Below are 11,272 nucleotides of genomic sequence, written 5' to 3'. Positions count from 1 at the left end.
GCTGCACGCTGCCCGGCAGGAAACGCAGCTGCTCCAGGTAGTCCGCTTCCTGCGCGGCATCGATGCGCCCGTGCAGTTTGCCCAGCACCACGGTCAGCTGGAACAGCGCGGCCAGCTGGGTGGTGAAGGCCTTGGTCGAGGCCACGCCGATCTCGGCGCCGGCGCGGGTGTAGCAGACCAGTTCGCTGGCACGCGGGATCGCGCTTTCGGGCACGTTGCAGATAGACAACGTATGCAGGTGGCCCAGCGACTTTGCGTACTTCAGCGCTTCCATCGTGTCCAGGGTTTCACCGGACTGGGAGATGGTCACGATCAGGTGCCTGGGGTTGGCATATGCCGCGCGATAACGGTATTCGCTGGCGATTTCCACGCTGCACGGCAACCCGGCAATGGATTCGATCCAGTAGCGCGCGGTCAGACCAGAGTAGTAACTGGTGCCACACGCCAGGATCTGCACGCCTTCGATGCCAGCCAGCACGCTTTCTGCAGTCTTGCCGAACAGCTCGGCCGGGAACCCACCGGCGTCGATCGCCGCTTCGATGGTGTCGCCCAGCGCGCGCGGCTGCTCGTGGATTTCCTTCTGCATGAAGTGACGGTAAGGGCCCAGTTCCAGCGACGCCAGCGACACATCGGACAGGTGCACATCGCGCACCACCGGCAGATTGTGCTCGTCATAGACCTGCACGCCATCGCGGCGGATGTCGGCGGTATCGCCCTCCTCCAGGAAGATCACCGTGCGGGTGGCCGAGAGGATCGCCGAGACATCGGAGGCGACGAAGTTCTCGCCCTCGCCCAGGCCTACCAGCAGCGGGCAGCCCATGCGCGCGCACACGAAGTGCTCCGGCTCGGCCCGGCTCATCACCGCCAGCGCGTAGGCGCCGGTGAGTTCCTTGACCGTGCGCTGCAGTGCCGACAGCAGGGTGTCGCCATCCTTGAGGTGATGGTGCATCAGGTGCGCGATCACTTCGGTGTCGGTCTGCGACTCGAACACATAGCCCAGCGCGCGCAGCTTCTCGCGCTGTTCTTCATGGTTTTCGATGATGCCGTTGTGCACCAGCGCCACGCCGTGGCTGATATGCGGATGCGCGTTGGCTTCGGTGACGCCACCGTGCGTTGCCCAGCGGGTATGGCCGATGCCCAGCGACGCGTCGAAGCCCTCACTGAGGGCAGCCTTCTCCATCTCGGCCACGCGGCCGGTGCGGCGGACGCGGCGCACGTCGGGCTGTGCCTGGCGCTGGTCGAGCACGGCGATGCCGGAGGAATCGTAGCCGCGATATTCCAATCGCTTCAGCCCTTCGATGAGGACCGGTACCACATCGCGATTCGCGATCGCTCCCACAATGCCGCACATAGATTCTGATCCCACGTATCGAGCCTCGCATTCTAGCGTGGCCCCCGTGTCCGGGACGCCGCTGTCCGCTTAACGAAAGTGTCCGGCGGGTGTCCGCGGACACGCGGACAAGCAGGTCGCCCTCGCAAGCCATTGATTTCAAATGGCCAAAAGTTGGCACGGGATCTGCTTTGTACTCGGCAACCCAACCGCGAACGAGCCCGATGATCCGCGACACTTCCGCCCAGGACCAGACCCTCTCCGTTGCCGGCACGGCAGCCCCGTGGAAGCGCTGGCTGTGGCCGGGCCTGGCCGCACTGGTGGTGCTGCTGGCCATCGGCTTCGCTGTCCGCGCCTGGCTGGGCGCCAGCCGCTCCTTCGACGGGGCGCGGGTGCGCATCGCCGAGGTCACCCGCGGCGACCTGGTCCGCGACATCGCCGCCGACGGCCGGGTCATCGCCGCCAACAGCCCGATCCTGTACGCCATCTCCGCCGGTACCGTGGACCTGAAGGTGGTGGCCGGCGACGTGGTCAAGAAGGGCCAGGAACTGGCGGTGATCGACAGCCCGGAACTGCGCAGCAAGCTCGCCCAGGAACAGGCCACCCTGGCCGGCCTGGAAGCCGAAGCGAGCCGCTCCACCCTCGATGCCACCCTGGCCCGTGCCAAGGCACGCAAGGAAACCGACCAGGCCAGCATCGAGCGGCAGGCTGCCGACCGCGACCTGCAGCGCTACCAGCGCGGCTTCGACGGCGGTGCGGTGCCGCAGATCGACCTGGCCAAGGCCAATGACAGCCTCAAGAAAGCCGACATCCAGCTGGCCAACGCGCAGACCGACGCACGCCTGCAGGGCCAGGGCGCCGACCTGGACGCACGCAACAAGCACCTGCTGGCCGAACGCCAGAAGGCGGTGGTAGCCGAGGTGCAGCGCCAGGTCGATGCACTCACCCTGCGCGCGCCGTTCGACGGCCAGGTCGGCCAGGTGCAGGCCACCCAGCACACCAACGTGATCGCCAATGCGCCGATCCTGGGCGTGGTCGATCTGTCGCGCTTCGAGATCGAGATCAAGGTGCCCGAGAGCTTCGCCCGCGAGCTGGCGATCGGCATCCCGGCCCAGCTCACCAGCGGCAACGGCCAGCCCTTCCCGGGCGAGATCAGCGCGGTGTCCCCGGAAGTGGTCGCCGGTGAAGTCAACGCCCGCATCCGCTTCTCCGACAAGCAGCCGCAGGGTCTGCGCCAGAGCCAGCGCATGCAGGCCCGGGTGGTGCTCGATACCCGTCGCAATGTGCTCAAGGTCGAGCGCGGCCCGTTCGTCGAACAGGGCAACGGCCAGGCCTACGTCATGGACGGCAGCACCGCGGTGCGCCGCCCGGTCAAGCTCGGTGTGAGCAGCCTGGGCGAAGTGGAAATCCTCTCTGGCCTGCAGCCCGGCGATCGCGTCGTGGTCTCCGGCAGCGATCTGTTCGGCGATGCCGAGCACGTGTCCATCAACTGATATCCACAACACATTTCATCCTCAACCAACGGTAAGGAAAACAGTCATGCTCGAGATGCGCGCGGTCGCCAAAGTGTTCCGCACCGAACAGGTGGAAACCCATGCCCTGCGGTCGCTTGACCTGCACGTCCGCGAAGGCGAGTTCGTCGCCGTGACCGGTCCGTCCGGCTCGGGCAAGACCACGTTCCTCAACATCGCCGGCCTGCTGGAAACCTTCACCAGCGGCACCTACATGCTCGATGGCCAGGACGTCAGCAAGCTCGGCGACGATGCGCGCAGCCGCCTGCGCAACCAGAAAATCGGCTTCATCTTCCAGGGTTTCAACCTGATCTCCGACCTCAACCTGTTCGACAACGTCGATGTGCCGCTGCGCTATCGCGGCATGCCCGCCGCCGAGCGCAAGCAGCGCATCGAAAAGGCGCTGGGCCAGGTCGGGCTGGGCTCGCGCATGAAGCACTACCCGGCCGAGCTCTCGGGCGGACAGCAGCAGCGCGCGGCAATCGCACGCGCCCTGGCGGGCAGCCCGCGCCTGCTGCTGGCCGATGAACCGACCGGCAACCTGGACAGCCAGATGGCACGCGGGGTGATGGAACTGCTGGAGGAAATCAACGCCGCCGGGACCACCATCGTCATGGTCACCCATGACCCGGAACTGGCCGCCCGCGCACAGCGCAACGTGCACATCGTCGATGGCCAGGCCACCGACCTGCTGCGCGAGCCGGTGCTGTCAACCCCGCGTGCTGTCGTCGCCACCACCCACGACTGAGGCCACCATGCTCGCCTACTACTTCCGACTGGCCCTGCGCAGCTTCCGGCGCAACCGGGTGCTGACCGCGCTGATGGTGATCGCCATCGCGCTGGGCATCGGTGCGTCGATGACGACGCTTACCGTATTCCACGTGCTGTCCGGCGATCCGATCCCGCAGAAGAGCGACCGCCTGTTCTACGTGCAGCTGGACCCGCAGCCGATGCTGGGCTACCAGGCCGGTGAAGAACCCAATGACCAGCTGACCCGCTTCGATGCCGAAGCACTGCTGCGCGAGAAGCACGCCAAGCACCAGGCGATGATGACCGGCGGTGGTGTCACCCTGGAACCGGAGAACAGTGCGCTGCGCCCGTTCACCACCGATGCCCGCTACACCTCGGCCGACTTCTTCACGATGTTCGATGCGCCATTCCTGTTCGGGCGCGGCTGGAAGGCCGACCAGGACGAGGGCCGCGGTCGCGTGGCGGTGATTTCGCGCACGCTCAACCAGAAGCTGTTCGACGGTGCCGACAGCGTCGGCAAGTCGCTGCGGATGGATGGCAATACCTTCACCGTGATCGGCGTGCTCGACACCTGGAATCCGAACCCGCACTTCTACGACCTGGAAACCGGCAGGTACGGCGACAGCGAAGACGTGTTCATGCCGTTCTCCACCGCCATGGACCTGAAGTTCGGCCGCAACGGCAACATGGATTGCTTCGGACGCAAGAACGAGACCGACGAAACCTCGCTCAATGCCAGCTGCACCTGGATCCAGTACTGGGTGGAGCTGGAGAGCGCTTCGCAGGCGTCGGACTTCCGTGCCTACCTGGACAACTACTCCACCCAGCAGCATGCGGCCGGTCGCTTCGAGCGTCCCAACAATGTCCGCCTGCGCAACGTGATGGCGTGGCTGGACTACAAGCAGGTGGTGCCGGGTGACKTGCGCCTGCAGCTGTGGCTGGCGATGGGCTTCCTGCTGGTCTGTCTGGTAAATACCGTCGGCCTGCTGCTGGCCAAGTTCCTGCGTCGCAGCGGTGAGATCGGCGTGCGGCGGGCCTTGGGTGCCAGTCGTGCGCAGATCTTCCTGCAGTCGCTGGTCGAAGCAGGAACGGTCGGCCTGGCCGGCGGTGTGCTGGGTCTCGGGCTGGCGGCGCTGGGGCTGTATGCCGTGCGCCAGCAGCCGGTGGAGTACGCCAAGCTGGCCACGCTGGATGGACAGATGCTGCTGCTGACCTTCGGGCTGACCCTGGTGGCCAGCCTGCTGGCCGGGTTCCTGCCGGCGCTGCGCGCCATGCAGGTTGCCCCCGCCATCCAACTCAAATCGCAGTAAGGATCCGGAGCACATCATGGATATTCGTCCCATCCTCACCACGCTGCGCCGGCACAAGACCGCCGCCGCACTGATCGTGCTGGAGATCGCGCTGACCTGCGCGATCGTCTGCAACGCGCTGTTCCTGATCGGCCAGCGCATCGAGAAGATCAACCAGCCCAGCGGCATCGCCGAGAACGAACTGGTCGAAGTCCGTCTGGGCGGCATCGGCACCCAGGTCAACGTGGCCGCACGAACCCGCGAAGATCTGGCCGCGCTGCGCGGCATCCCCGGGGTCAAGAGCGTGGTGCCGCTGAACCAGATGCCGTTCCGCAACAACTCCTGGAACACCAGCCTGGGCCTGACCCCGGACCAGGAACGCCCCACCCTGAGCGCGTCGCAGTATTTCGGCAGCGAAGGCACCGTGGACACGCTGGGCCTGGAAGTGGTGGCCGGCCGTGACTTCCAGGCCGATGAATACCAGGACGTGGAGACCGCCAAGAACGATCCGAATCTGGAGGCCAACGGATCGGCGGTGATTCTGTCCAAGGCCGCGGCCGACAAACTGTTCCCCGGTACCCCCGCAGTGGGCAAGACCGTCTACAGCGGGCACATGCCGTTGCGGGTGGTGGGGGTAGTCAAGGAACTGGCCCGGCCGACCAGCCGCGAAGGCGATACCCGCTTCTCGCTCATCCTGCCGCTGCGCATGGGCTACGACGAGGCCTTCTACCTGATCCGGGTCACCGATCCGGCGCGGCGCAATGAAGTGCTCGAAGCGGCGGTGAAAGCGCTGGAACGCGTTGATTCCAGCCGCCTGGTCCGTGGCAAGCGCACCTATGAAGAGCAGCGCCAGAAGTACTTCGCCAACGACCGGGCGATGGTCGGCCTGCTGATCACCGTCTGCGTCGCCCTGTTGGTAGTGACCGCACTGGGCATCGTCGGGCTGGCCAGCTTCTGGGTGCAGCAGCGCACCAAGCAGATCGGCATCCGCCGTGCGCTGGGGGCGACCCGCGGGCAGATCCTGCGCTATTTCCAGACCGAGAACTTCCTGCTGGCCACGGTCGGCATCGTGCTCGGCATGTTGATGGCCTACACGATCAATCTGTACCTGATGAACAATTACGAGCTGCCGCGCATGCCCATCAGTTACCTGCCGATCGGCGCGATGCTGTTGTGGCTGCTCGGCCAGATCGCTGTCTTCGGCCCGGCCCGTCGTGCCGCCGCCGTTCCCCCTGCCGTTGCCACCCGGAGTGCCTGATATGCGCAAGACCCTGCTGTCCACCCTCGTGCTGTCCTTCCTGCTGGCCAGCGCACCGGCGCTGGCCGCCACCACCTCCACCCGCACCGAAACCGGACGCCTGGAATGGCGCGAGGGCGACCATCATCTGGTCGTGGATGCCAACCAGGGCATCGTGCGGGTCACCACCACCGAGCCGGGCACCTACTTCGGCGTGCGCGCCGGCGACAGGATCCTGAGCATCGACGGCAAGCCGGTGCGCACGATCGCCGACCTGACCGATACGCTGGCCGCTACGCACCGCACGCGACTGCCGATGACGGTGGTGCGCAGGGGCGATCAGATGAGCCTGGATGTGACCACTGCCGCCTGGAGCAAGGTAGTCCCGGCGGCTCCTCCGGCGCCTCCGGCACCGCCAGCGCCCCCGGCACCGCCCACCCCGCGCAGCTGAGGCACCCGCGCGCCGGGCCATCTCCACGTTGGCCCGGCGCTCCGGTACTCTTGATTCCACTTCCTGGCTTTCGATGCCGCATGCCTTCAATCCTGATCATTGACGACAACGCCAGCGTCGGCACCGCATTGGAAGTGCTGTTCTCGCTGCACGACATCGATGCGCTGCACGCGTTGTCACCCGACGCCGGACTGGCGTTGCTGGAACAACATCCGGTGGACCTGGTCATCCAGGACATGAACTTCACCGAAGACACCACCTCCGGTGAGGAAGGCGAGGCCCTGTTCCAGCAGATCCGTGCCCGCCATCCGGACCTGCCGGTGATCCTGCTGACCGCCTGGACCCACTTGAGCAGCGCCGTGGACCTGGTCCGCGCCGGCGCCGCCGATTACCTGGCCAAACCCTGGGACGACCGCAAGCTGCTGGTCACGGTCAACAACCTGCTGGAACTGTCTGAAACCCGTCGCGAGCTGGACCGCCGCCGCGAGCGCGAGCAGCGCAACCGCTCGGCGCTGGAAGCCCGCTACGACCTGCGCGGTGCGGTGGTTGCCGACCCGGCCAGCGAGCGCGTGGTGAACCTCGCCTGCCAGGTGGCGCGCTCGGCACTGCCGGTGCTGATCACCGGACCCAACGGCGCCGGCAAGGAGAAGATCGCCGAGATCATCCAGGCCAATTCGCTGGTGGCCAAGGGCCCGTTCGTCGCGCTCAACTGCGGCGCCATTCCCGCCGAACTGATCGAGGCCGAATTGTTCGGCAGCGAGGCCGGCGCGTATACCGGCGCCAACAAGGCACGCGAAGGCAAGTTCGAGGCCGCCGATGGCGGCACGCTGTTCCTGGACGAGATCGGCAATCTTTCGCTGGGCGGGCAGATGAAACTGCTGCGCGTGCTGGAAACCGGACGCTTCGAGCGGCTGGGCTCCAACCGCGAACGCCAGGTCAAGGTGCGGGTGATCAGTGCCACCAATGCCGACCTGCCGGCGATGATCCGCGATGGCCAGTTCCGCGAAGATCTGTACTACCGCCTCAACACCGTGGAGCTGGCGCTGCCGCCGCTGGCCGAACGGGCCGGCGACATCCTGCCGCTGGCCGAACGCTTCATGGACGGCGACAAGCCATTGTCCGCCGCCGCGGCCACCGCGTTGCAGCGACACACCTGGCCGGGCAACGTGCGCGAACTGCGCAACGTACTGCAACGCGCCCAGCTGCTGGCCAGCGGGCCGCGCATCGAAGTGACCGATCTCAACCTGCCGCGGGGGGCCAGCGCACCGCGCCCGGCCAGCCCGACGGTCGACCCGGACCGCAGCCATATCGAAGCCGCGCTGGGCCGCAACCACGGCATCATCGCCCAGACCGCCGCCGAACTTGGCCTGAGCCGGCAGGCGCTGTACCGGCGCATGGACCGCTACGGTATTCCGCGCGAATGAAGCGCAGCTCGTTCACCTTCCGGCTGTTCCTGCGCCTGCTGCCGGTACTGGCGCTGGCAGCCGCTTTTCCGTGGTACCTGGCCTACTGGCTGGACCATGGCTGGTTGATCAGCGCGGTCTCCCTGATCGTACTGCTGTCGGTGATGTGGTGGAGCCTGCGCCGCGCCACCGCACCGGTGCGTTCACTGTTGCGCGCCTTGTCCGGCACCACCAGCAGCTACCGCGATGGCGAGTACAACTTCGGCGTGTACTGGCCGGGCAACGATGAACTGGGCGACCTGGTAAAGGCCCACCGCGAGCTGGGCGATGTACTGCGCGAACAACGCCAGGGCCTGGTGCAACGCGAGCTGCTGCTGGACACGATGGTGCAGAACACCCCGGTGTCGATGCTGCTGCTGGCCAATGGCGGCGATGGTATCCAGCGCGTGGCGTTCTCCAACCTGGCCGCGCGTCGGCTGCTGCATAACGGCTGGAAGCTGGAAGGCCAGYGCATGCAGGACGTGCTGCAAACCATGCCGGTGGAGTTGCGCGACGCGATCGTGCGCGGTGGCGACAGCCTGTTCGCCGTGCATGACGAAGGCAGCGACGATGAAGAGGACGAACAGGTTTACCACCTGTCGCGCCGCAACTTCCACCTCAACGGACGCCCCCACGACCTGTTGCTGATCCGCCTGCTCACCGCCGAGCTGCGCCGCCAGGAAGTGCAGACGTGGAAGAAGGTGATCCGGGTAATCAGTCATGAACTCAACAACTCGCTCGCGCCGATCGCGTCACTGGCACATTCCGGCGGCGAGCTGGTGCGGCGTGGCAAGACCGAGCGCCTGGAGGAAGTGTTCGCCACCATCGAAGATCGTGCGCGGCACCTGGAAGGCTTCATCCGCGGCTATGCGCGCTTTGCCAAGCTGCCGCAACCGCAGCTGCAGAACGTGCAATGGCTGCAGTTCCTGACCAGCCTGCAGCACCAGATCGCGTTCCGCATGAGCGGCATCAGCGATGAACTGCACAGCCGGGTGGATATCGCCCAGCTCGGCCAGGCGCTGTTGAACCTGCTCAAGAACGCGCACGAAGCCTGCAGCGAAGCCGAACCGCCCAACGACGACGTCGAAGTGCGGCTGACCCGGCTGCCGCAGTGGCTGYGGCTGGAAGTACTCGATCGCGGCAAGGGCATGAACGAGGCCGTGCTGCAGAACGCGCTGATGCCGTTCTATTCGACCAAGCGCAACGGCACCGGACTGGGCCTGGCCCTCACACGCGAGATCGTCGAAGCGCACGGCGGTCGCATCTCGCTGCAGAACCGCCGCGAAGGCGGCCTGTGCGTGGCGATCTTCCTGCCCATTGCCTGAGGCACGGCCGGCAAGCTCATGCCGCCGGTATTGCCTGATGCCGGCCAATGGCCGGCATCACCGCTCAGGCCTTCTTGACCGGACGCTTCCAGCCCTCGATGGTTTCCTGCCGCGCACGCGCCACCGTCAGCTTGCCGTCCGGCGCATGGCGGGTAACCACCGACCCGGCCGCAATCGTGGCGCCCTCACCGATGACCACCGGCGCCACCAGCGCGCTGTTGGAGCCGATGAAAGCGTTGTCGCCGATAGTGGTCTGCGACTTGTTCACCCCGTCGTAGTTGCAGGTGATGGTGCCCGCGCCGATGTTGACCTTGGCCCCGATCACCGCATCGCCCAGGTAGGTCAGGTGGTTGGCCTTGCTACCTGGCCCGAGGGTGACCTTCTTGGTTTCCACGAAGTTGCCCACGTGGCTGCCGGCGGCCAGCACCGTGCCCGGGCGCAGCCGCGCGAACGGCCCGATCTCGGCCGCGCCCTCGCTGACCACGCCGTCCAGATCACAATGCGCCTTGACCACGGTGCCCGCGGCCAGCGCCACATCCTTGAGCCGGGTGAACGGCCCGATGCTGACACCGTCGCCCAGCTCGACCCGGCCCTCCAGGATCACGTTGACGTCGATCTGCACGTCGCGCCCGACGCTGACCGTGCCACGGATGTCCAGCCGCGCCGGGTCCAGCACCCGGGCGCCCTGCGTGCACAGCGCCCGCACCGCGCGCAGCTGCCACGCACGTTCCAGCTGTGCGAGCTGCCACGGATCGTTGGCGCCTTCGGCTTCCTGCGCGTCCTCGACGAACGCCATGTCGGCCGGCGTATAGTCATGCGCGGCAGCGGCGAACACGTCGGTCAGGTAGTACTCGCCCTGCGCGTTGGCATTGGACAGCTGTGACAACCAGGTGCGCAACGCCGTGGACTCGGCGGTGATGATGCCGGTGTTGATGGTGCGGATGGACAGCTGCTCGTCGCTGGCGTCCTTCTGCTCGACGATCGCCGCCACGCGCCCCTCGGCATTGCGCACGATGCGGCCGTAGCCGGTCGGGTTGGCCACTTCGGCCACCAGCACCGCCAGCCGGCCCGGCTGCGCCAGCAGGTGGCGCAGGGTGTCGGTGCGGATCATCGGCACGTCGCCGTACAGCACCAGCACGGTGGCCGCGTCGGGCACGTTCGGCATGGCCTGCTGCACGGCATRGCCGGTGCCCAGCTGTTCGCGCTGTTGGGCCCAGAGCAGGTCGGTCTGGCTGGCGAACGCGTCGCGCACCGCATCGCCACCGTGTCCGTACACCACATGGATGGCGGCGGGCTGCAGGTCGCGGGCAGCATCGATCACATGGGCCAGCATCGGGCGGCCGGCAATCGGCTGCAGCACCTTGGGCAGGTCGGACTTCATGCGCTTGCCAGCGCCGGCGGCGAGGATGATGACGTGCAGGGCTTGGGTCATGGGGCAGCGTGTGTGGGCGGTAGTGGCTGCAATTCTAGAACGCGGACAGTTAACATGCTGCCTTTCCGCACCGGTACCGCCCTCCCGTGAGCCTGATCCGCCAAGGCAGCCGCTTCATCCTCATCGGCCTGGTGCAGTTGCTCGTGGACTGGGCGGTGTTCGTCGGTGCCACGGCATTGGGCGTTCCGACCGCGCCGGCCAACGTGCTGGGCCGGGTGTGCGGAATGCTGTTGGGGTTCTGGCTCAACGGCCGCTACACATTTGCCGCTGAAGGCGGCCAGCGCCTCGGCTGGGCGCGTTTCGCACGGTTCCTGGCGTTGTGGCTGGTGTTGACCGTGGTCAGCACGCTGCTGGTGAGCACGACGGCGCACCACCTGGGCCTGGCCTATGCGTGGCTGGCCAAACCGATCGTCGAAGGCGGCCTGGCCGCCCTCTCGTTCCTGCTGATGCGGCACTTCGTCTATCGCTGAACAGCCGGCGCAGTAACCGGGCACCGGTGCGGTGC

General features: G+C 66.7%; 10 protein-coding genes. 8 read left to right on the top strand and 2 right to left on the bottom strand.

Translation table 11 applies throughout. The features are described 5' to 3' along the window. On the bottom strand, positions 1-1,351 hold a 1,351-nt coding region (glmS, locus tag AC1DQP_RS10410; protein ID WP_478051546.1), incomplete at its 3' end, for a glutamine--fructose-6-phosphate transaminase (isomerizing). Between the two features lie 203 nt (positions 1,352-1,554). On the opposite strand from glmS, the gene AC1DQP_RS10405 reads away from it, so the two are divergent. The 7 genes from AC1DQP_RS10405 to AC1DQP_RS10375 all read left to right on the top strand — a co-directional run bounded on the left by AC1DQP_RS10405 (position 1,555) and on the right by AC1DQP_RS10375 (position 9,335). Further along, positions 1,555-2,823, top strand: coding sequence for an efflux RND transporter periplasmic adaptor subunit (locus AC1DQP_RS10405; RefSeq protein ID WP_256776915.1), 1,269 nt, complete (start codon positions 1,555-1,557; stop codon positions 2,821-2,823). 46 nt (positions 2,824-2,869) lie between these two features. After that, positions 2,870-3,589, top strand: a complete 720-nt coding sequence (locus AC1DQP_RS10400; RefSeq protein ID WP_256776914.1) for an ABC transporter ATP-binding protein — start codon at positions 2,870-2,872, stop codon at positions 3,587-3,589. 7 nt (positions 3,590-3,596) lie between these two features. Further along, positions 3,597-4,901, top strand: coding sequence for an ABC transporter permease (locus AC1DQP_RS10395; protein WP_478051545.1), 1,305 nt, complete (start codon positions 3,597-3,599; stop codon positions 4,899-4,901). Positions 4,902-4,917: 16 nt separating this feature from the next. Beyond that, the gene (locus AC1DQP_RS10390; RefSeq protein ID WP_478051544.1) at positions 4,918-6,138 is read left to right on the top strand and encodes an ABC transporter permease; all 1,221 of its coding nucleotides are present in this window, start codon (positions 4,918-4,920) and stop codon (positions 6,136-6,138) included. Position 6,139: 1 nt separating this feature from the next. Beyond that, positions 6,140-6,568, top strand: coding sequence for a PDZ domain-containing protein (locus AC1DQP_RS10385; RefSeq protein WP_478051543.1), 429 nt, complete (start codon positions 6,140-6,142; stop codon positions 6,566-6,568). Positions 6,569-6,648: 80 nt separating this feature from the next. Beyond that, positions 6,649-7,992, top strand: a complete 1,344-nt coding sequence (locus tag AC1DQP_RS10380; protein WP_457321235.1) for a sigma-54-dependent transcriptional regulator — start codon at positions 6,649-6,651, stop codon at positions 7,990-7,992. After that, positions 7,989-9,335 (top strand): sensor histidine kinase, encoded by a 1,347-nt coding sequence (locus AC1DQP_RS10375; protein ID WP_478051542.1) that lies wholly within the window; start codon positions 7,989-7,991, stop codon positions 9,333-9,335. Before AC1DQP_RS10380 ends, AC1DQP_RS10375 begins: the two co-directional genes overlap by 4 nt. A gap of 64 nt (positions 9,336-9,399) precedes the next feature. Here the strand turns inward: AC1DQP_RS10375 and glmU are convergent, their stop codons facing one another. Next, a complete protein-coding gene (glmU, locus tag AC1DQP_RS10370; protein WP_478051541.1) occupies positions 9,400-10,767 on the bottom strand; it encodes a bifunctional UDP-N-acetylglucosamine diphosphorylase/glucosamine-1-phosphate N-acetyltransferase GlmU in 1,368 nt (455 codons plus the stop codon). A gap of 86 nt (positions 10,768-10,853) precedes the next feature. Here glmU and AC1DQP_RS10365 point away from each other — a divergent pair, with 86 nt between their 5' ends. Then, the gene (locus tag AC1DQP_RS10365) at positions 10,854-11,237 is read left to right on the top strand and encodes a GtrA family protein (protein ID WP_256776906.1); all 384 of its coding nucleotides are present in this window, start codon (positions 10,854-10,856) and stop codon (positions 11,235-11,237) included. The last annotated feature ends 35 nt before the right edge of the window (positions 11,238-11,272 follow it).

The organism is Stenotrophomonas sp. P5_A8, from assembly GCF_056400545.1.
Note: the sequence above shows the minus strand (reverse complement) of the source record. Positions and strands in the feature narration are given on the sequence as shown.